At 67.5% G+C, this 19,078-nt stretch carries 21 protein-coding genes; 11 read left to right on the top strand and 10 right to left on the bottom strand.

Features of this window, described 5'->3' with window-relative positions:
• Position 1: 1 nt before the first annotated feature.
• Together glcE and glcF are read left to right on the top strand one after the other, a co-directional pair.
• The gene (gene glcE, locus AVE30378_RS26165) at positions 2-1,108 is read left to right on the top strand and encodes a glycolate oxidase subunit GlcE (protein WP_129245110.1); all 1,107 of its coding nucleotides are present in this window, start codon (positions 2-4) and stop codon (positions 1,106-1,108) included.
• A 6-nt stretch (positions 1,109-1,114) separates the two neighbouring features.
• Positions 1,115-2,350, top strand: coding sequence for a glycolate oxidase subunit GlcF (gene glcF / locus AVE30378_RS26160; protein WP_129245107.1), 1,236 nt, complete (start codon positions 1,115-1,117; stop codon positions 2,348-2,350).
• A gap of 183 nt (positions 2,351-2,533) precedes the next feature.
• On the opposite strand, the gene AVE30378_RS26155 is transcribed toward glcF, so the two are convergent.
• The 5 genes from AVE30378_RS26155 to AVE30378_RS26135 all read right to left on the bottom strand — a co-directional run bounded on the left by AVE30378_RS26155 (position 2,534) and on the right by AVE30378_RS26135 (position 7,767).
• Positions 2,534-3,973 carry an NAD(P)(+) transhydrogenase (Re/Si-specific) subunit beta gene (locus tag AVE30378_RS26155; protein WP_129245105.1) on the bottom strand — a complete coding sequence of 480 codons (1,440 nt, stop codon included), beginning with the start codon at positions 3,971-3,973 and terminating at the stop codon, positions 2,534-2,536.
• On the bottom strand, positions 3,970-4,287 hold the full coding sequence (locus tag AVE30378_RS26150; protein WP_102774726.1) for an NAD(P) transhydrogenase subunit alpha part 2: 318 nt from the start codon (positions 4,285-4,287) through the stop codon (positions 3,970-3,972). Before AVE30378_RS26150 ends, AVE30378_RS26155 begins: the two co-directional genes overlap by 4 nt.
• A 3-nt stretch (positions 4,288-4,290) precedes the next feature.
• Positions 4,291-5,409: a Re/Si-specific NAD(P)(+) transhydrogenase subunit alpha gene (locus AVE30378_RS26145; protein ID WP_129245103.1), complete on the bottom strand. Its 1,119-nt coding sequence runs from the start codon at positions 5,407-5,409 to the stop codon at positions 4,291-4,293.
• A gap of 425 nt (positions 5,410-5,834) precedes the next feature.
• The gene (locus tag AVE30378_RS26140) at positions 5,835-6,710 is read right to left on the bottom strand and encodes an N-formylglutamate amidohydrolase (protein ID WP_129245101.1); all 876 of its coding nucleotides are present in this window, start codon (positions 6,708-6,710) and stop codon (positions 5,835-5,837) included.
• A 67-nt stretch (positions 6,711-6,777) separates the two neighbouring features.
• Entirely contained in the window at positions 6,778-7,767 is a 990-nt protein-coding gene (locus AVE30378_RS26135; RefSeq protein WP_129245099.1) for a Bug family tripartite tricarboxylate transporter substrate binding protein, read from the bottom strand.
• 278 nt (positions 7,768-8,045) lie between these two features.
• Here AVE30378_RS26135 and gcvA point away from each other — a divergent pair, with 278 nt between their 5' ends.
• The 3 genes from gcvA (at position 8,046) to AVE30378_RS26120 (ending at position 11,085) form a co-directional block, all read left to right on the top strand.
• Positions 8,046-8,972 (top strand): transcriptional regulator GcvA, encoded by a 927-nt coding sequence (gene gcvA / locus AVE30378_RS26130; RefSeq protein WP_129245097.1) that lies wholly within the window; start codon positions 8,046-8,048, stop codon positions 8,970-8,972.
• 79 nt (positions 8,973-9,051) lie between these two features.
• The gene (mnmA, locus tag AVE30378_RS26125) at positions 9,052-10,173 is read left to right on the top strand and encodes a tRNA 2-thiouridine(34) synthase MnmA (protein WP_167507615.1); all 1,122 of its coding nucleotides are present in this window, start codon (positions 9,052-9,054) and stop codon (positions 10,171-10,173) included.
• A gap of 93 nt (positions 10,174-10,266) precedes the next feature.
• Positions 10,267-11,085, top strand: a complete 819-nt coding sequence (locus AVE30378_RS26120) for a sulfite exporter TauE/SafE family protein (RefSeq protein ID WP_129245093.1) — start codon at positions 10,267-10,269, stop codon at positions 11,083-11,085.
• A 149-nt stretch (positions 11,086-11,234) separates the two neighbouring features.
• Here AVE30378_RS26120 and AVE30378_RS26115 read toward each other — a convergent pair whose 3' ends face one another.
• Complete coding sequence (locus AVE30378_RS26115; RefSeq protein WP_129245091.1) at positions 11,235-11,840, bottom strand: glutathione S-transferase; 606 nt, start codon at positions 11,838-11,840, stop codon at positions 11,235-11,237.
• Between the two features lie 53 nt (positions 11,841-11,893).
• Complete coding sequence (locus AVE30378_RS33035) at positions 11,894-12,028, bottom strand: hypothetical protein (RefSeq protein WP_279636209.1); 135 nt, start codon at positions 12,026-12,028, stop codon at positions 11,894-11,896.
• Here AVE30378_RS33035 and purB point away from each other — a divergent pair.
• A complete protein-coding gene (gene purB / locus AVE30378_RS26110) occupies positions 12,002-13,378 on the top strand; it encodes an adenylosuccinate lyase (RefSeq protein ID WP_129245089.1) in 1,377 nt (458 codons plus the stop codon). The genes AVE30378_RS33035 and purB overlap by 27 nt on opposite strands.
• Positions 13,379-13,434: 56 nt before the next feature.
• Entirely contained in the window at positions 13,435-13,893 is a 459-nt protein-coding gene (locus AVE30378_RS26105; protein ID WP_129245087.1) for a c-type cytochrome, read from the top strand.
• A gap of 85 nt (positions 13,894-13,978) precedes the next feature.
• On the opposite strand, the gene AVE30378_RS26100 is transcribed toward AVE30378_RS26105, so the two are convergent.
• From AVE30378_RS26100 to AVE30378_RS26090, 3 genes are all read right to left on the bottom strand, one after another.
• On the bottom strand, positions 13,979-14,671 hold the full coding sequence (locus AVE30378_RS26100) for a cytochrome b/b6 domain-containing protein (protein WP_129245085.1): 693 nt from the start codon (positions 14,669-14,671) through the stop codon (positions 13,979-13,981).
• An 86-nt stretch (positions 14,672-14,757) separates the two neighbouring features.
• Positions 14,758-15,039, bottom strand: coding sequence for a hypothetical protein (locus tag AVE30378_RS26095; protein WP_129245083.1), 282 nt, complete (start codon positions 15,037-15,039; stop codon positions 14,758-14,760).
• Between the two features lie 659 nt (positions 15,040-15,698).
• Complete coding sequence (locus tag AVE30378_RS26090) at positions 15,699-16,058, bottom strand: hypothetical protein (protein WP_129245081.1); 360 nt, start codon at positions 16,056-16,058, stop codon at positions 15,699-15,701.
• Between the two features lie 96 nt (positions 16,059-16,154).
• Between AVE30378_RS26090 and AVE30378_RS26085 the strand changes: the two genes are divergently transcribed.
• From AVE30378_RS26085 to AVE30378_RS26070, 4 genes are all read left to right on the top strand, one after another.
• The gene (locus AVE30378_RS26085; RefSeq protein ID WP_129245078.1) at positions 16,155-16,664 is read left to right on the top strand and encodes a GNAT family N-acetyltransferase; all 510 of its coding nucleotides are present in this window, start codon (positions 16,155-16,157) and stop codon (positions 16,662-16,664) included.
• 155 nt (positions 16,665-16,819) lie between these two features.
• Entirely contained in the window at positions 16,820-17,533 is a 714-nt protein-coding gene (locus tag AVE30378_RS26080) for a DUF3053 family protein (RefSeq protein WP_129245076.1), read from the top strand.
• Between the two features lie 55 nt (positions 17,534-17,588).
• Complete coding sequence (locus AVE30378_RS26075) at positions 17,589-18,680, top strand: AI-2E family transporter (RefSeq protein ID WP_129245073.1); 1,092 nt, start codon at positions 17,589-17,591, stop codon at positions 18,678-18,680.
• 132 nt (positions 18,681-18,812) lie between these two features.
• A complete protein-coding gene (locus tag AVE30378_RS26070) occupies positions 18,813-19,034 on the top strand; it encodes a hypothetical protein (RefSeq protein ID WP_129245071.1) in 222 nt (73 codons plus the stop codon).
• Positions 19,035-19,078: the final 44 nt, after the last annotated feature.

Below are 19,078 nucleotides of genomic sequence, written 5' to 3'. Positions count from 1 at the left end.
CATGGATTTTGTCCTGTCGGAGTTGTGCGACCAGGTCATGACGGCCCGCGCGGGCCATAAGCCCCTGTTCGTGATGGGCGGAGGCAGCAAGGCGTTCTATGGCAATTACCGTCCGGTAACGCCGCAGGACGGGCACTGCCTGCTGGACATGACGCCCTACCGGGGCATCGTCAGTTATCACCCGTCCGAACTGGTCGTGACGGTGCGCGCAGGTACGCCGTTGGCCGAGCTCGAGGCCGCGCTGGCCGAAAACGGGCAGATGCTGGCTTTCGAGCCGCCGCATTTCTCGCCGGCCGCCACGGTGGGCGGCTGCGTGGCCGCCGGCCTGTCGGGGCCGCGGCGCATGAGCGCCGGCGCGCTGAAGGATTTCGTCCTGGGCGCGCAACTGCTGGATTCGGAAGGGCGCATCCTGTCGTTCGGCGGAGAGGTCATGAAGAATGTGGCCGGCTACGACGTTTCGCGCCTTCTGGCCGGATCGCACGGCATCTTCGGCGCCATTCTCGAAGTGTCCTTGAAAGTCGCGCCTCGTCCGATGGAGGAACTGACGCTGACACTGCCCGCCACGCAGGCGCAGGCGCTGGCCAGCTTCGCCCTGTGGCGCGGCAAGCCCCTGCCGATTTCGGCCACCAGTTGGGCCGGCGACGACGGGCGGGCCGAAGGCGCGATGACCGTGCGCCTCTCGGGCGCGCCTCCGGCCATCGCCAGCGCCCGCCAACTGATCGGCGGCGATCCGCTGGCGCCCGAAGCGGCGGCGGCCTGGTGGCGGTCGCTGCGCGAGCAGACGCATGCCTTCTTCCGGCCGGGCCAGCCTTTGTGGCGCCTGGCCCTGCCGCCCACGGCCGCCGCGCTCGGGCTGGGCCCGACCCTGCTGGAGTGGGGGGGAGGGCAGCGCTGGCTGTCGGGCGCGCACGACGCGGCCACGCTGCGCGAGGCCGCGGCGCGGCTGGGCGGGCATGCGACGCTGTTCCGGGCCGGCCATGACAAGCCGCCGGCCGACGGCGTATTCCATCCGCTGGCGCCGGGGATCGCCTCGATCACGCGCCGGCTCAAACAAGAGCTCGATCCGGCCGGCTTGTTCAACCCCGGTCGGCTGGTCCTGGAGCTATAGGGCATCATGCAAACCAAGCTCGCATCCTGGGCACGCGATACCGATCTGGGCAACGAGGCAGACGCCATTCTCAGGCGCTGCGTGCATTGCGGCTTCTGCACGGCGACCTGTCCGACGTATCAGGTGCTGGGCGACGAACTCGACAGCCCGCGCGGGCGCATCTACCTGATCAAGCAGGTGCTGGAGGGCGCCGAGCCCACCCAGTCCACGCAGCAGCATCTGGACCGCTGCCTGACGTGCCGCAATTGTGAAACCACATGCCCCTCCGGCGTCGAGTACGGGCATTTGGTGGATATCGGCCGCAAGATCGTGGACGAGCGCGTGCCGCGCTCCTGGGGCGACAGGACGAAGCGCACCCTCCTGCGCAAGGCCATGATGTCGCCGCTGTTCGCGCCCGCGATGCGGCTGGGGCAGGCCGTGCGCGGCCTGCTGCCGGAGTCGCTCAAGCGCAAGGTGCCCGAACGCCGCGACACGGGCGCGCTGCCCGACATTGCCGGGCATGCCCGGCAGGTATTGATGCTGGCCGGCTGCGTGCAGCCCGCCATGATGCCGACCATCGACGCCGCCACCATCCGCGTGCTGGACGCGGTCGGCATCGGCGCGCGCATCGCGCCGGGCGCCGGCTGTTGCGGCGCGGTCAGCTTCCACCTGGATGCGCAGGATGCCGCCCTGGCGCAGATGCGCGCCAACGTCGACGCATGGTGGCCGCTGGTGCAGGACGGCAAGGTCGAGGCCATTGTCATGAACGCGTCGGGTTGCGGCGCGATGGTGAAAGAGTACGCCCATCACTTGCGGCATGACCCGGCCTACGCGCAGAAGGCCGCGGACATCGTGGAGTTGGTGAAGGACGTGGCCGAGATCGTCGCGCCGCATGCGGGGCAACTGCGCGCGCGCCTGCCCGACGGCGCCCGGGCGGCATTCCATCCGCCCTGCACCCTGCAGCACTGGCAGGGGCTGCGGCCGTTGTCCGAGCAACTGCTTGCGGACCTGGGCTTCGAATTGCTGCCCTTCGCCGACAAGCACCTGTGCTGCGGCTCGGCCGGCGCCTATTCCGTGCTGAATCCCGATATCGCCCTGCAACTGCGGGACCGAAAGCTGAGCGCCATCTCGGCCGGCGGGCCGGACGTGATCCTGTCCGCCAACATCGGCTGCATCGGCCATCTGCAAAGCGGCACCGATACGCCGGTGCGGCATTGGATCGAGGTCGTGGACGAGCGCCTGCGGTCCGTTGCGGGCGCCTGACGGGGGAGAGCGGGGGAAGGCGTGAAGGTGTCAGACACCCGTGGGGCGTCAGATCAAGCCTGACGTTCTGCCAGTAAGGGTGTCAGACACAGGCAAATTCCAGTGTCTGACACCCGTACGAGACGCCCTTCCGAATCGAAGCAGGCGCCCCACGGGTGTCAGACACCCCCCCAATCGACAAAGCTATTCCACCGCCTTGACCATGTCTTCCAGCACCTTCTTCGCGTCGCCGAAGACCATCATGGTGCGGTCCATGTAGAAAAGCTCGTTGTCCAGCCCCGCGTAGCCGGACGCCATCGACCGCTTGTTCACGATCACCGTGCGCGCCTTGTAGGCCTCCAGGATGGGCATGCCGGCGATCGGCGACTGCGGGTCGTTCTTGGCGGCGGGGTTGACCACGTCGTTGGCGCCCAGCACCAGCACCACGTCGGTCTGGGCGAACTCGCTGTTGATGTCCTCCATTTCGAAGACCTGGTCGTAGGGCACTTCGGCCTCGGCCAGCAGCACGTTCATGTGGCCCGGCATGCGGCCCGCGACCGGATGGATGGCGTACTTGACCGTCACGCCCCGTTCGGTGAGCTTCTCCGCCAGTTCCTTCAGCGCATGCTGCGCGCGCGCCACCGCCAGGCCGTAGCCGGGCACGATGGTCACGCTTTCGGCGTTGGTCATCAGGAAGGCGGCATCGTCGGGGCTGCCCGACTTGACGCTGCGCTGCTGCGCGTCGCCGGCCGCCGCACCCGCGCCCGCTTGGCCGCCGAAGCCGCCCAGGATCACGTTGAAGAACGAGCGGTTCATCGCCTTGCACATGATGTAGGACAGGATGGCGCCCGAGGACCCCACCAGCGAGCCCGCGATGATCAGCATCGGGTTGTTCAGCGAAAAGCCGATGCCGGCCGCGGCCCAGCCGGAGTAGCTGTTCAGCATGGACACGACCACGGGCATGTCCGCGCCGCCGATCGGGATGATGATCAGCACGCCCAGCACGAAGGCGATGGCCGTCATGATGACGAAGGGCGTCCATTCCTGCGTGAGCATGAACCAGATGCCGCTGGCCAGCATCAGCAGCGCCAGCGCCAGGTTCAGCATATGCTGGCCGGCGAACGCCACCGGCGCGCCCTGGAACAGCCGGAACTTGTACTTGCCCGACAGCTTGCCGAAGGCGATGACCGAGCCCGAGAAGGTGATGGCGCCCACGAAGGTGCCGATGAACAGCTCGAAGCGGTTGCCGGTGGGGATGGGCATGCCGGCCGGCGCGACGCCGAAGGCATGCGGTTCGGCCACGACCGCGACGGCGATGGCCACCGCGGCCAGGCCGATCATGCTGTGCATGAAGGCGACCAGCTCGGGCATCTTCGTCATTTCGACGCGCTTGGCCATCAGCGTGCCGATGGAGCCGCCCACCAGCAGGCCCAGCACGACCCATCCCAGCCCGATCGTGGCGGCGCCGTCGCGGGCCAGCCCGACGATGAGCGCGGCCGTGGTCAGCACGGCGATGGCCATGCCGGCCATGCCGAACAGGTTGCCCAGGCGCGAGGTGGTGGGATGCGACAGGCCCTTGAGCGCCTGGATGAAGCAGACCGAGGCGACGAGGTACAGCAGCGTGACGAGGTTCAGCGAGATCATTGCGCGCCCTCCTTGCCCGGCTTCCTGTCTTTCTTCTTGAACATTTCGAGCATGCGCCGCGTGACGAGGAATCCGCCGAACACGTTGACCGCCGCCAGCGCCACGGCGAATACGCCCATGCCGCGCGCCAGGCCGCCTTCGGTCAGCGCGGCGGCCAGCATGGCGCCCACGATGATGATGGCGGAAATGGCGTTGGTCACGGCCATCAGCGGCGTATGCAGGGCAGGGGTGACGTTCCACACGACGTGGTAGCCGACATAGACGGCAAGCACGAAGATGATGAGGTTCATCAGAGTGGGGTTGATCGCTTCCATGATTCAGGTTCTCCGCGTCACGTTGCCGCCTTCGCACACGAGGCAGGCCGCGACGATTTCATCGTCGCGCTGGATGGCCAGCGCGCCGTCGGCATTGATGATGAGCTTCAGGAAATCCAGGATGTTGCGCGCGTACAGCGCCGACGCGTCGGTCGCGACCAGGCCCGGCAGGTTGGTCAGCCCCACGATCGTCACGCCGTGCTTCTCCACGATCAGGCCTTTTTCGGACAGGGGGCAATTGCCGCCGCGCTCGACGGCCAGGTCCACCAGCACCGAGCCCGGCTTCATGGCCGCGACGGTTTCCGCGGAAACCAGCGTGGGCGCGGGGCGGCCCGGGATCAGGGCCGTGGAGATGACGATGTCGGCCTGCTTGCAGCGCTCGGAAACCAGCGCCGCCTGCCGCGCCATCCAGGCGGGCGGCATGGGGCGGGCGTAGCCGCCCGTGCCTTGGGCGATCTCGCGTTCTTCGTCGGTTTCGAAGGGCACGTCGATGAACTTCGCGCCCAGCGATTCGACCTGCTCGCGCGCGGCGGGACGCACGTCCGAGGCCTCGACCACGGCGCCCAGCCGCTTGGCCGTGGCGATGGCCTGCAGGCCGGCGACGCCGGTGCCGAGCACCACGGCGCGGGCGGCCTTCAGGGTGCCCGCGGCGGTCATCATCATGGGGATCAGGCGGCCGTAGTGGTTCGCGGCCAGCAGCACCGCCTTGTAGCCGGCCAGGTTGGCCTGCGAGGACAGCACGTCCAGGCTCTGGGCCCGCGTGATGCGGGGCGCGGCCTCGAGCGCGAATCCGACCAATCCTGCCGCGGCCATCTGCGCAAGGCCGTCGGCGTCGAAGGGATCGAGCATGCCGACGACGACCGTGCCCGGCTTCATGTGCGCCAATTCGGCGGAATCGGGCGCGCGGACCTTCATGACCAGTCCGGCGCCCAGGGCCTCCTGGGCGGTCCCGAGCGTGGCGCCCGCGGCCTCGTAGGCGTCATCGGGATAGCGGGCGGCGCTGCCGGCCCCGCGCTCCACGACGACGGTGTGTTTGCCGCCCACGTACTTCTTGACGGTCTCCGGTGTTGCTGCGACACGGGTTTCCCCGTCTCGGGTTTCTTTTGGTATCCCGATGTGCATCTACGCCTCTCCTCAGAAGGTTCGCCGTAGTTATACACGGGAATATGCCCCCACGCCGCACTCGCTGCGCTCGCTTGCTGCCCCCCGAGGGGGCTGGCCCGCCCTTGGGGCGGCCCGGCGGGCGGGCCGGCCATTCTTGCCGAGGCTGTTGTTATGCACCCCCACGCCGCACTCGCTGCGCTCGCTTGCTGCCCCCCGAGGGGGCTGGCCCGCCTTGGGGCGGCCCGGCGGCGGGCCGGCCATTCTTGCGGAGGCTGTTGTTGTGCACTCCCACGCTGCACTCGCTTCGCTCGCTTGTTGCCTCCCGAGGCGGCTGGCCTGCGCAAAAAAAACCCCATGGCGAACCATGGGGCAGGGTCTTTCGACCCATTGTTCCGGCCAGGCTTACCACGCCGCTGGCCGGCACTGCGCGCAAACGTCCGGCGTCAAGCCGTTTGCGCGCGAGTCCAGGTGATCAGCGCGGCGGTGAGGTCGCGCAGGTCGGCTTTCAGGCGGCCGTAGTTCTCGGACGGGCGCAGCGTGAGTTCGTCCATGTAGAGCTTGCGGTTGATCTCGATCTGCAGGCTGTGGCGGCCCTCTTCGGGGCGGCCGAAGGCGCGCACCAGTTCCACGCCCTTGTAGGGATCGTTCACGGTGACATCGTAGCCGCGCTCGCGCAGCCAGGCGGCGATGAATTCTCGGAATGCGGGGTCGCTGGTGCTGCCGTCGCGGTCGCCCAGCACGAAATCGGGGTGGACCAGGCCGGGGCGGTCGGTGGCGAAGGCGCCAGCCACGCTGGGCATGGAGTGGCAGTTGATGTGCCAGACCTTGCCGAACTTCCGGTGGGCGTCGTCCAGCACGCGGCCCAGGGCGGCGTGATAGGGCTTCCAGCAGGCGTCGATGCGGTGGCGGACTTCGTCGACCGTCAGCTTGCGGTCGTACAGCGGCGTGCCGTCATCGAGCATGCGCCAGATCAGGCCCTTGCCCAGCTTGACCTTGGGCGAGGCGTTGAGCGCGTCGGGCCAGGGCTGGTCCAGCAGCAGTTCGTCGATCTCGTCGGGCGCGCGGTTGGCGTCGATGTAGGCGCGCGGGAACCCGGCGGCGATCATGGGCACGCCCATTTCGATGGCGTCGCCCCAGAGGTCGTCAACCCAGGTGTCCTCGGCAGTGCGCAAAGCGCCAAAGTCCACCGCGGCCGCGAAATCGGGAGGGTAGGCGGTGCCGCTGTGCGGGGAGTCCAGCACGAGCGGGGCCGAGGATTCCGAATCCGGATACTGCTGCGGAAGGTCGAGCCGGTAAGACAGGGGTTGGGTAATTCGCATAAGGGGGTGGTGCGTTCGTGAATCGGGGGCCTCCGCGCCCCGGAGGGCGGCGGAGGCCGAAGATCGATCAGTCGATCTTCACGTTGGCTTCTTTGGCGATGCGCTTGTTCTTGGCGATTTCAGCCGAGATCTGCGCGCCGAATTCGGCCGAGGTGTTGGCGGCCGGCGCGGCGCCCAGCGCTTCCAGGCGGGCCTTGACGTCGGCTTCGGCGCTGACCTTCTGCACCGCGGCGTTCAGCTTGGCCAGGACCGGCGCCGGCAGCTTGGCCGGGGCGACCAGGCCGAACCACGATGCGTCGTTCACCGCCGGCAGGCCGGCTTCGGCGAAGGTGGGGACGTCGGGCAGGGACGCCACGCGCTGGGGCGCGGCGACGGCCATGGCGATCAGGCGGCCGGACTGCACGTGCGGCAGCGTGGAGGGCAGGTTGTCGTACATGACGTCGACCTGGCCGGCCAGCGCGTCGTTCAGCGCCGGGCCCACGCCGCGGTACGGAACGTGCATCAGGTTGGTGCCCGACGCCATTTTGAACAGTTCGCCCATCATGTGCGAGACCGAGCCGTTGCCGGCCGACGCGTACGTCAGCTTGCCCGGTTCGCTCTTGGCCAGCTTGATGAAGTCGGCGATGTTCTTGGCCGGGACCTTCGGATTGATGGTCATGATGTTCGGCACGGCGGCCAGGTTCGAGATGGGCGTGAAGTCCTTCTCGCCATCGAACGGCAGGTTCGGGTAGATGGCCGGGTTGATGCCGTGCGTGCTGACCGTGGCGATGCCCAGGACATAGCCGTCGGGCGCGCTGCTGGCAACGAACGCGCTGCCGATCGAGCCGCCGGCGCCGCCGCGGTTTTCCACCACGACGGTCTGGCCCAGTTCCTTGCCCAGCTTGTCGGCGAACAGGCGGCCGACGATGTCGGTGGTGCCTCCGGGCGGGAAGGGAACGATCAGGCGGATGGGTTTGGACGGGTACGCATCTTCAGCGTGCGCGATGCCCGAGGTGAGCGGCGAAGCCAGGGTCGCGGCGGCGACACACAGGCTCAGTACAACTTTACGGCGTTGCATGGATTCCCCTAATGAATTGGAAAGCGGATGCGCAAAGGCAGACGCAAACGCAACGATTCTTTCCTGGCGGCCCCGTTTGCGCAAACGAAAGTTTCTCCGTAAGCTATGACTTTTTTTCATGCCTCTTTTGGCGGCGGCCGTCCGAGCCGCTGTTTTTGCCGCGAAAACTGAAACAATCTGTGTTCGCGGCGGGGCGCGGCACTGCTCATGCCGGGCCGTCCCGAGAAAAGCGCCCCGCAGCGGGCAAGGAGCCCACGGCAGCCGTGGGAGCGATATTTATGCGGCGTTTCTGTCCCTCTTTAACGGATCTCCAGGCGTTCGAAGTCGCCGCGCGGCACAGCAGTTTTACGCGCGCGGCGCAGGAACTGTGCGTGACGCAGGGCGCGGTCAGTAAACAAGTGAAACATTTGGAGGAGTTCGTCGGCATCGAGCTATTCCTGCGGATCAGGCAAGGCCTGGTCCTGACAGAAGCCGGACGCAGCTATCTCACCAAGATCCAGGCCGGCCTGGGCCAGATCGAGGCCGCCACCGTGGAGCTGATCGCACACCAGGGGCAGGGGGGCACGCTCAACCTGACCTGTATGCCGACCTTCGGAGCGCGCTGGCTGATCCCGCGGCTGACCGCCTTCATGCGCCTGCGGCCGGATATCCACGTGGAGTTCCTGCCCCACCGCCAGGGCTACGATTTCTCCACGCCCGAACTGGACGCCGCCGTGCGCTTCGGCGAGGGCATCTGGCCGGGCAGCGGGGCGGACTACATCGTCGGCCGCGAAATCCTGCCGGTGTGCAGCCCGCGCCTGATCCCGGGGGGCTGTGCGGCGCCGGCGGACCTGCTGGCGTACCCGCTACTGCACCACACCTCGGCGCTGGAAGGCTGGCGCGACTGGTTCGAGCAGGCCGGCTGCGACACCCGGCGCAGCCTGGAGGGCGCCCGCTTCGACCAGTACGCGCTGCTGTCGCAGGCCGCCGCGGCGGGTTTCGGGGTGGCGCTGATACCGCGCTGCCTGATCGAGGACGAACTGCGCGACGGCAAGCTGGCCGTCGCCATCCAGTTGCCCATCCGGGCGCGCATGGGCTATTACCTGTGCTACCCCGAACAGAAGGCCAACCTGCCTACGCTGCAGGCCTTCCGCGCGTGGCTGATGGAAGTGTCGCGCGCCGCCGAGCCGCAGCCGCAGGAAGACACCCTGTCCGATTTAAAATAGCGCCATCATGATTCAAAAATCCGAGAAGAGCCCCCACGCCGCGCCTTCGGCTTGCTGCCCCCCGGAGGGGGCTTTTGCCTTGGGGCGGCCCGGCGGCAAAAAGAAAGGCCGTGTCGTCGTCGGCATGTCCGGCGGGGTCGATTCTTCGGTCACCGCCTGGCTGCTCAAGCAGCAAGGCTATGAAGTCATCGGCCTGTTCATGAAGAACTGGGAAGACGACGACGATTCCGAATACTGCTCCACCCGCCAGGACCTCCTGGACGCGGCCAGCGTGGCGGACCTGGTGGGCGTCGAGTTCGAGTTCGTCAACTTCGCCGCCGAATACAAGGACCGCGTGTTCGCGGAATTCCTGCGCGAGTATTCCGCGGGCCGCACGCCCAATCCCGACGTGCTCTGCAATGCCGAGATCAAGTTCAAGGCCTTCCTGGACCACGCCATGGCGCTGGGCGCCGAGCGCATCGCCACCGGCCACTACGCGCGGGTGCGCGAGGTGCCGGCGCAGGGCGGCGGCACGGAGTTCCAGTTGCTCAAAGCGCTGGACGCCTCGAAGGACCAGAGCTACTTCCTGCACCGGCTCAACCAGGCGCAGTTGTCGCGCACGCTGTTCCCGCTGGGCGAAATCCACAAGACCGAGGTGCGGCGCATCGCGCACGAGATCGGCCTGCACAACGCAGCCAAAAAGGACTCCACGGGGATCTGCTTCATCGGCGAGCGGCCGTTCCGGGAATTCCTGAACCGCTACCTGCCGACCGAGCCAGGCCCGATCATGACGCCCGAAGGGCAGACGGTCGGCCGCCACGAGGGGCTGTCGTTCTATACGCTGGGCCAGCGCAAGGGCCTGGGCGTGGGCGGCGTGAAGGGGCGGCAGCGCGAGGACGGCACGGCCGAGGCCTGGTACGTGGCCCGCAAGGACCTGGAGCGCAATGTGCTGTACGTGGTACAGGGGCACGACCATCCCTGGCTGCTCTCGGGCGAATTGCGCGCGCAGGACGCCAGTTGGATCGCGGGCCGCCCGCCCGCGTCCGGCGCCTATGGCGCCAAGACGCGCTACCGGCAGGCGGATGCGGCGTGCCGCCTGGACGGCGCCACGGACGCGGTGTTCTCGCTGGATTTCGCCGAGCCGCAATGGGCGGTGACGCCCGGGCAGTCCGCCGTGCTTTACGATGGCGAAGTTTGCCTGGGCGGCGGCATCATCGTGTAAACGATGCGCCGGCCGCGGCCGGCGCTTTTCCAAGGCCCCTGGGGCGCTGCCCCAGGGGCCTTGTTCATGACCAAGAAGAAATAGGAGACCGTTGTGGATGTAACGATGTTGATTTGCCTGCTGGTGCTGGGCGGCGTGGTCGGCTTTGCCGCGGGCCTGCTGGGCATCGGCGGCGGCATGCTGCTGGTGCCGTTCCTGACGATGCTGTTCGCCTGGCAGGGCATGCCCGCCGAGCTGGTGGTGCACGCGGCCATCGCCACGTCGATGACCTCGATCCTGTTCACCTCCATCTCCAGCGTCCGGGCCCATCAGCAGCGAGGCACGATCAAGTGGAGCATCGTCTGGGCGATGGCGCCGGGCATCATCATCGGCGGCCTGCTGTCGGGCGGCGCCGTGTTCGCGGCGCTCAGCACGCTGTGGCTGTCGCTGTTCTTCGCGCTGTTCGTCGGATATTCCGGCTGGAGCATGCTGCGCAACAAGAAGCCCAAGCCCAGCCGCCAGATGCCCGGTGTCGTGGGCACCAGCGCGGCCGGGGCGGGCATCGGCTTCCTGTCCGGCCTGGTGGGCGCGGGCGGCGGCTTCCTGTCGGTGCCGTTCATGGTCTGGTGCAACGTGGCCCTGCACAACGCCGTATCGACGTCGGCGGCGCTGGGCTTTCCCATCGCGCTGGCCAACAGCGTGGGCTATGTCGTGTCCGGCCTGGCCTCGGGCGAATCGCGTCCGGGCATGCTGGGCTATATCTATTGGCCGGCGCTGCTGGCGCTGGTGTGCACCAGCGTGCTGACGGCGCCGCTGGGCGCGCGCATGGCGCACCGCCTGCCGGTGCAGACCCTGAAGCGGGTGTTCGCATGCCTGCTGTTCGCGCTGGCCGGATACATGCTGTTCAAGGCCTGGCAGACCTTCACCGGCTGAGCCGGCATGGCCCCGCCCGGTTAGGGGGCGGGGCCGCACGAATGAACGCGGCTCTTCCAGAAGAAGAGAGCGGGGCCGCACGGATCCGGCTCCGCCGGTCCGTAGCGGCGCCCCCCTGGGGGGGAAGCGCGCAGCGCTTCGGGGGGGGGTCAGCCCGGTATCGTGTCGATGAACGATTGCCGCTGCGACAGCTTGTCGTACAGGCGGGCCAGGTTCAGATGGTTGGCGCGCCAGTCGAGCGTGGCGAAGCGCAGGTCCAGGTAGCCCAGCGCGCAGCCGACGGCGATGTCCGCGAGGCTGTAGTTGATCCCCATGCAGTGGGCGTTTTCGCCCAGGCTCTTGTTCATGGCGTCGAGGCTGGCGTGGATCTTGGAGTGCTGGCGCTCGATCCATTCGGGGCTGCGCTGGGCCTCGGGACGCTGGTTTTCCTTGACGATGGTCACGCACGCGTCCAGGACGCCATCGGCGATGGCTTCCCAGCATTTGACGGCCGCGCGGTCGCGTCCCGGCTGCGGAATCAGGCGGGCGACCGGAGACAGGGTGTCCAGGTATTCGACGATGACGCGCGAATCGAAAAGGGCGCCGCCGTCTTCCATGACCAGGCAGGGGACCTTGCCCAGCGGGTTGTACGTTTGGATCTGCGTGTCGGCGGACCAGACGTTTTCGAGTTCGAGCCGGTAGTCCAGCTTTTTCTCGGCCATGACGATACGCACTTTGCGCACGTAAGGACTGGTAAGCGAGCCGATCAGTTTCATGGAGTCACAAGCGGAGTCGGAAAGCGGCCGAAGTATAGCAGGCCGCATGACGGTCAGACCGTCCGCAGGCCGAAATCTTCGCCAGTTTGCCACAATGTTGCATGCTCCCGGATGATAAAATCGCCCGATTCGCCCATTCCCCGCTTTTTCTTTTCCAGACCATGCAAATCGCCGATCAGCTTAGCCAACTCAACGCCCTTTCGCCATTGGATGGCCGGTACGCTTCCCGGGGCGACGCGCTGCGCGGCCTGCTGTCGGAGGCGGGCTTCATGGCGCACCGCGTCGAAGTCGAAGTGGCCTGGCTGGTCGCGCTGTCCGATGCCGGCCTGCCGGAGCTGCCGGCTTTTTCCGACACCGCGCGCGCGCGCCTGCAACAATTGGTGCGCGATTTTTCCGAGTCGGATGCCGCCCGGATCAAGGACATCGAACGCGTTACCAACCATGACGTCAAGGCCGTCGAATACTGGCTGAAGGAAAAAGTCGCGGATGACGCCGAACTGGCCCGCGCCGCCGAGTTCATCCATTTCGCCTGCACGTCCGAGGACATCAACAACACCTCGCATGCGCTGATGCTGACCCGCGCCCGCAACGAGGTCGTGGTGCCGCGCCTGCGCGAACTCGCCGCCAAGCTGAACGAAATGGCCATCGCCCAGGCCGACCAGCCCATGCTGTCGCGCACGCACGGCCAGCCCGCCAGCCCGACCACGCTGGGCAAGGAATTCGCCAACGTGGCCGCGCGCCTGAACCGCGCCATCGCCGCCGTCGAAGCCGTCGAACCGCTGGCCAAGCTGAACGGCGCCACCGGCAACTACAACGCCCACCTGTCCGCGTACCCCGAGATCGACTGGCCCGCCTTCAGCCAGCGCGTGCTGGCCGGCCTGGGCCTGACCCAGAACCGCCACACCATCCAGATCGAGCCGCACGACTGGATGTCGGCCCTGTTCGACGCCGTCACGCGCGCCAACATCATCGTGCTGGACCTGGACCGCGACATCTGGGGCTACGTGGCGCTGGGCTACTTCAAGCAGCGCCTGAAGGAAGGCGAGGTCGGCTCGTCCACCATGCCGCACAAGGTCAACCCGATCGACTTCGAAAACTCCGAAGGCAACCTGGGCCTGGCCAACGCGGTGCTGCGCCATCTTTCCGACAAGCTGCCGGTCTCCCGCTGGCAGCGCGACCTGACCGATTCCACTGTGCTGCGCAACCTGGGCGTGGGCCTGGGCTACTGCCTGGTGGCCTGGGACGCGTGCATGCGCGGCCTGGGCAAGCTGGAAGTCAATGCCGCCGCCATCGACGCCGACATCGACGCGTGCTGGGAAGTGCTGGCCGAGCCGGTGCAGACCGTCATGCGCCGCTATGGCCTGCCGCAGCCGTACGAACAGCTCAAGGCCTTGACCCGTGGCAAGGGCATTACCGAGGAAGGTCTGCGAGAATTCATCCAGGGCCTGGCGCTGCCTGAAGAGCCGAAGGCCCGCCTGCTGGCGATGACCCCGCGCTCGTACATCGGCCTGGCCGCCGTGCTGGCTCGGGCGGTATAGTCGCCGTGCCGCGCGCAATGCGCGCGGCGTCTTGTTTGACCTTACGGGAGATAGCAATGAAGAAGTTGTCCACGCTTGCCGCGTTGGCCTGTATGACCGTTGGGCCGCTGCTGGCGACGAATGCGTCCGCCCAGTTCGCCAAGCCCGAGGACGCGGTCAAGTACCGCCAGTCGGCGCTGACGCTGATGGCCTCGCACTTCGGCCGCATGGCGCCGGTGGTCAAGGGCCAGGCGCCGTATGACGCCGCGCAGATCAAGGCCAACGTGGAAGTGCTGAAGACGCTGTCGGCATTGCCGTGGGCCGCGTTCGGCGCGGGCACGGAAGGCGGCGACGCGCGTCCGGAAGTCTGGAGCGACGCGGCCGGCTTCAAGCAGAAGCAGCAGGCCTTCCAGGACAACATCGTCAAGCTGTCGGCGGCCGCCGATGCCGGCGACCTCGACAAGCTGCGCGCCGCGTTCGGCGACGTCGGCGCGAGCTGCAAGGCTTGCCACGATTCTTACCGCAAGAAGAAATAAGCCGCCGGCCGTCCGCGGGCGGCCCGACGACAAAAAAAGCCCGGCAGTTCTTGAACTGCCGGGCTTTTTCGTTTCCTGGGCGCGATCAGGAAAAAGACATGTCCGCCGCCACTTCCAGCGACCGGATCCATAGCACCAGGCCGGTCACGCAGGCTCCCAGCAGCAGGGCGCGCAGCCATACCGCAAAACCGTCCTGCGTGGGCGGCGTGCCGGCGGGCACGTCCTTGGCGTCGACCTTGCCCGTGATGATCGCGCGCACCAGCCGCTTGCGGCGCACCAGCGCGTACCAGGCCACGGCCGCCAGGTGCAGCGCGACCAGGCCGATGATGATCCACTCGTTGAGCTTGTGCCAGGACGTCATGGCGCCGGAGAAGGCCTCGCTGACGTGTCCGAACAGCGGGCCTTGCGTCATGATGTCGTCGGTGGCGAACAGGCCGCTGACCGCCTGGAACCCGATGGCCAGCAGCAGCGCGACGACCGACAGCGCGCCCAGCGGATTATGGCCGGCGGGCGCGGCCGCGCCCTTCAGGTAGCGGGCCACTGCGGCCGGGCCTCGCAGGAACTGCGAGAAACGGGCGTAGCGGGGGCCGAAGAAGCCCCACAGCAGCCGGAACAGGATCAGGCCCAGGGCCATACAGCCGAAGCGCACGTGCCAATCCATGTACAGGCCGCCGAGCTTCACGCTGACGAAGGCGCCGACGATGCAGACGACGAGCGCCCAATGGAATAAGCGGGTGGGGAGGTCCCAGATGTGGACCGCGTGACGGTTGTTCTGCATGTCGGGATCGCCAAGGCCTGGTTGCCAGGGACTTTATCACGCACGGGCCGCCCCTCCGCCGGGCAGGCGGGAGGGGCGGGACGGGTTCAGCGGGCGCCGCGGCGCACCGGTTCGATGCGATGCACGTGCTCATGGCGGAAGCGGATGCGCTGGCCCGGGGCCTTCTGCGCGGGTGCGCCGCAGGGCACGACTTCGGTCGTGTAGGTGATCGTTCCGTCGATCGGCGCATTGAAAATGACCGTCGCGCGGATTTCCGGGCCGTCGGCCGGCCGCAGGTAAACGATGTCGCCGACGTGGATCGGCATGTTGTCCAGCTTGGTATGGGCGGGACGTCGGATCAGGTCCGAGGTGGTGAAGCGAGTATTCATGGTGTTTGTTCTCTTGGTTTCTAGTTATGGGAAAAGCCGGGCCGGCCATGGCCCGCGGGTTTGTCACGACACTACAGCATGACTGCCGCGGGCTCTTTGCGCATTCTCATGGTTTCGCGCTCGGGATCGGGTCGCGATGCCATTGCATGCCCTGCATTTCGGGCATTGCGGCGCTGCGCCGCGAATCGGAGGAATGTCCGGCCGGCTTGTGGCCGCGATGTCCGTACATGCCCCGCGCGTTCCGCGCAAAGTGGCCTGGCCTTGGGTTTTGCCGGAAAGCGTCGCGCAAGGCGGGCGATACGGCTGGTTTTCGGTGCCGCTGGCTTGCAGGGCCGTTCGATTCTGCGCCGTTTTGTTTTCAGGTGGAAATTGGCGCGAAAAGCGGTCTTGCTGCCAGGTTTTGGCGGTCCGCAGTCTAGGGTTTGCTGCCTAGGGTGTGTTACCAGGTTTTTTTACCGGGTTGTTACCTGGCGGACCTTGCCTTGGGCGTGCCGCCATGAACATGTCGGGGCGAACGCCTGGTGCAGTTGGGTTTTGCTGTTTTGTTTGGCACCCAACAGGGAATAATACTGCGAATTGGCGTGTTTTGCAAGCATTTCGTGGTCGGGGGCGGAGGGCGGGCGTTGCCGCCCCGGCCCGCCGCCCGGTTCCCCCCCCTTTCAATGGGTCGCGGGACGGGCCTGGCGCTGGGCTTCGATGATCAGGCCTTCCAGGCGCGCGGACATGCGCAGCGCCACTTGCGCGCCCATCCGGCCGTCCGGTCCGCGCTCCGTTTCCAGCGCGAGCGCGATGCGCTCGTTGTCGAAGGCCTCCGGCGCGGCCTTGATTTCGACGTAGCGGTCCAGCAGGGCGTCGACGGCCTTCTGCGCATCGGCCAGCGCTTCGTCCGACAAGTGCCCCTGGCCCAGGTACTGATTGACCACGCGGGCAAGGTCGTTCATGAAAAACAGCAGGGCGGCCGCGCCGCGGCAATCGGGATGGGCGAAGCCCCAGGAGTCGGGGGTAGCGTTCTGAGTCATGGGAAAGCAAGCCAGCGTTACGGGAGGCCGGAAGGGCCGAAAGCGCTATTTTATGGGAATGGGCCGCAAGCCCGCATGGTGCATACTTCGACGCCTATGATCAGACTTGCACGACCTGCCGACCTGGCCAGCCTGGCCGATATCGAACGTTCCGCCGGGAAGCGCTTCCTGGGCACCGCCATGGCCTGGGCCGCCGACGACGATCCGGTGCCGCTGGCCGCGCTGGAACAGGCGCAGGCGGCCGGCCTGCTGTGGATCGCCGACGCGGAGGACGCGCGGCCCGCCGGATTCGCGCTCGCCCGGCCCATGGACGGCGATCTTTATCTCGCCGAGATGGCGGTGTCGCTGCCGCGGCAGGGGCGCGGCCTGGGGCGGGCCTTGCTGCTTGCCGTGCGCGCGCATGCGAGCGCCGCCGGCTACCGGTCGGTGGTGCTGACCACCGACCGCGAACTGCCCTGGAACGCGCCTTTCTACCGGCGGCACGGTTTTTCCGAATTGCCGCCGGACAGGCTGCCGGCGCAGCTCGCGGCGCGCCTGCGCCATGAGGCGGAAGCGGGTTTCGATCCGGCGCGCCGGTGCGCGATGGTTTGCCCTGTGCGGGCGTGACGCGCGTGCCCGGCCCTGTGTCAACACGCTTCGATGGCAACAAAATCCGCCCGCCGGCGGCGGGCGCGGGGCGCTTCGGGATATTCTGCCGGGATGCGGCCGCTCCGGAACGGGGCCGCGCCGCTTCCGCAAACCCGCATGCAAGGAGGATCGGCATGGCATTGCTGCGAGCTTGCCTTCTGGGCCTGGCGACGGCATCGATGCTGTTGCTCGCGGCCTGCGTCAACAAAGAACCGCAGGAGCGCGCGGCGTTCATCCAGTTGCTGCAATCGCGAATGAACAGCGCGTCGCTCGTGCCCCTTGCCGGGCTGAGCGAGCCCGAAAAGGAAGCGGTGGGGGGCTACGCCGACGCCTATGAGGTGATCACCGATTTCCAGCAGGCCATGGCGAAGGCGGCCGCGCCCATGCGCGACGTGCTGGCGGTGGAGACGCTGCGCTCGGTGGGCGAGATCGTGGAACGCAGGGCGCGCTTCGAGGCGGCGCGCAAAACACTGGCGGAGAACGCCGCGCGGCTTCAGGACGCCCGCGCCAGGGCGGACCAGGCGCGGGCCGCCCTGGCGCTGCCGCCCGACCTCGCGCCCGTCTACGACGGGGTCTACGATGAGGCGGTGAGCGCGCCCGCCGCCGATCTCATGGAGGCGGCTTCGAAATTGGACGCGGTCGCGCGCGACGCCCTGGGCGTGGCGGATTTCGTGGCGGCGCACGCGGGAGACATCCTGCTTGCGGACGGGCAGGCGCGCGTCGCGACGCCGACGCTCCAGCAGGAACTGAACCTGCGCCTGCAAGGGCTGAACGCGCAGTCGGACGGCCTGGAGCGCGCCCGCGCCGCCGTGTCGCAGGCGGCCGGCCCGGCGCGCGACGCGCCCTGAGCCAGCGCTTTGTACAATGCGGATCTCGCGGCGCTTGCCGCGCCTGGGACGGAACATGAGCCAATCTTCCAGCGTGCACTACAGAACCTTTCTGCTCCTGCTGGTCGTGGTCACCATCGCGTTCGGGTGGCTGCTGTGGCCTTTCTACGGGGCCGTCTTCTGGGGCACCATCCTCGCGATCATTTTTGCCCCCTTGCAGCGCCGCCTGGTGCCGCGCATCGGGGGGCGGCGCAACCTGGCCGCGCTGATCACCCTGCTGCTGGTGCTGCTGCTGGTGATCCTGCCCTTGGTGGCCATCAGCGGATCGCTGGTGCGCGAAGGGGCGAACCTCTATCAAAGCATCAAGTCCGGACAGATCAATTTCGGCGCGTATTTCCAGCAGGCCATGGCGGCATTGCCGCCGTCGGTGCATGACGTGCTGGCGCGCTTCGACCTGGCCGACATCCCCAGCCTGCAGGAAAAGCTCAGCGCGGGCGCGATGCAGGCCAGCCAGTTCCTGGCCACCCAGGCGCTGAGCATCGGGCAGGACACGTTCCAGTTCGTGATCAGCTTCGGCATCATGCTGTACCTGCTGTTTTTCCTGTTGCGGGACGGCCCGCAGTTGTCGGCGCGGCTCAAGCGCGCCATGCCCTTGAGCGACGCGCACAAGCAGCATCTGTTCCGCAAGTTCACCACCGTGGTCCGCGCCACCGTGAAGGGCAACGTCGCCGTCGCGGCGGCGCAGGGCGCGCTGGGCGGCATCATCTTCTCGATCCTCTCCATCCAGGGCGCCTTGCTCTGGGGGGTGATCATGGGGTTCCTGTCGCTCTTGCCGGCCGTGGGCGCCGGCCTGATCTGGGCGCCGGTCGCGATCTACTTCCTGCTGACGGGCGCCACGGTCAAGGGCATCGCGTTGATCCTGTTCGGCGTGCTGGTCATCGGCATGGTGGACAACGTGCTGCGCCCCATCCTGGTGGGCAAGGACACCAAGATGCCCGATTACGTGGTGCTGATTTCCACGCTGGGCGGCATGGCCCTGTTCGGCTTGAACGGTTTCGTGATCGGCCCGCTGATCGCCGCGCTGTTCATGGCCAGTTGGGATCTTTTCGCACCCTTGCCGGAAGCCATGCCGGGCGCCGCCGAGGAGCGCCGGCCCGCGGGGAAATAGGCCCGGCCGACGGCGAGGATGGCCGCCGCGCCATCCGCCCGCCCCGATACGGGTGTATGGTGTAGCAGCGTCCGGCCCCCACGACGGGGCGGGCCTTTCGTGTCGACTTCGCCTTTCAGGAGCGTGCTGCATATGGAATGGAAACTGCATCGGTCGGGCTGGATCGAAGAACGCAACTTCGACATCGAATTCGCCGAAATCCCGGAGGGGTTTCGCACCCGGGTGCGGGTCTTCGGATTTCCGGTACTGGAAGACACCAAGCACGTATTTCCCAACGAGGCGCTGGCGGAGAAGGGCGCCCTGACCCTGCTCAAGAGCCAGTTCACCGGCACGCCGGACCTGGAAGAGCAATAGCGGCCGGCGGTTCCGGCGCCACGCCGGAATACGGGGACATAGGA

Source organism: Achromobacter veterisilvae, assembly GCF_900496975.1.
In the GTDB taxonomy this organism is placed as follows: Bacteria; Pseudomonadota; Gammaproteobacteria; order Burkholderiales; family Burkholderiaceae_B; genus Achromobacter; species Achromobacter veterisilvae.
This window is presented reverse-complemented; position numbering and strand designations above follow the sequence as displayed.

Coding starts and splice junctions, on each gene's coding strand:
- AVE30378_RS26100 (WP_129245085.1), bottom strand. CDS start 14,671: ATGCAGAACAACCGTCACGCGGTCCACATCTGGGACCTCCCCACCCGC.
- gcvA (WP_129245097.1), top strand. CDS start 8,046: ATGCGGCGTTTCTGTCCCTCTTTAACGGATCTCCAGGCGTTCGAAGTC.
- AVE30378_RS26095 (WP_129245083.1), bottom strand. CDS start 15,039: ATGAATACTCGCTTCACCACCTCGGACCTGATCCGACGTCCCGCCCAT.
- purB (WP_129245089.1), top strand. CDS start 12,002: ATGCAAATCGCCGATCAGCTTAGCCAACTCAACGCCCTTTCGCCATTG.
- AVE30378_RS26155 (WP_129245105.1), bottom strand. CDS start 3,973: ATGATCTCGCTGAACCTCGTCACGCTGCTGTACCTCGTCGCCTCGGTC.
- AVE30378_RS26090 (WP_129245081.1), bottom strand. CDS start 16,058: ATGACTCAGAACGCTACCCCCGACTCCTGGGGCTTCGCCCATCCCGAT.
- AVE30378_RS26080 (WP_129245076.1), top strand. CDS start 16,820: ATGGCATTGCTGCGAGCTTGCCTTCTGGGCCTGGCGACGGCATCGATG.
- AVE30378_RS26115 (WP_129245091.1), bottom strand. CDS start 11,840: ATGAAACTGATCGGCTCGCTTACCAGTCCTTACGTGCGCAAAGTGCGT.
- AVE30378_RS26085 (WP_129245078.1), top strand. CDS start 16,155: ATGATCAGACTTGCACGACCTGCCGACCTGGCCAGCCTGGCCGATATC.
- AVE30378_RS26075 (WP_129245073.1), top strand. CDS start 17,589: ATGAGCCAATCTTCCAGCGTGCACTACAGAACCTTTCTGCTCCTGCTG.
- AVE30378_RS26135 (WP_129245099.1), bottom strand. CDS start 7,767: ATGCAACGCCGTAAAGTTGTACTGAGCCTGTGTGTCGCCGCCGCGACC.
- AVE30378_RS26140 (WP_129245101.1), bottom strand. CDS start 6,710: ATGCGAATTACCCAACCCCTGTCTTACCGGCTCGACCTTCCGCAGCAG.
- AVE30378_RS26150 (WP_102774726.1), bottom strand. CDS start 4,287: ATGGAAGCGATCAACCCCACTCTGATGAACCTCATCATCTTCGTGCTT.
- AVE30378_RS26145 (WP_129245103.1), bottom strand. CDS start 5,409: ATGCACATCGGGATACCAAAAGAAACCCGAGACGGGGAAACCCGTGTC.
- AVE30378_RS26070 (WP_129245071.1), top strand. CDS start 18,813: ATGGAATGGAAACTGCATCGGTCGGGCTGGATCGAAGAACGCAACTTC.
- glcE (WP_129245110.1), top strand. CDS start 2: ATGGATTTTGTCCTGTCGGAGTTGTGCGACCAGGTCATGACGGCCCGC.
- AVE30378_RS26105 (WP_129245087.1), top strand. CDS start 13,435: ATGAAGAAGTTGTCCACGCTTGCCGCGTTGGCCTGTATGACCGTTGGG.
- glcF (WP_129245107.1), top strand. CDS start 1,115: ATGCAAACCAAGCTCGCATCCTGGGCACGCGATACCGATCTGGGCAAC.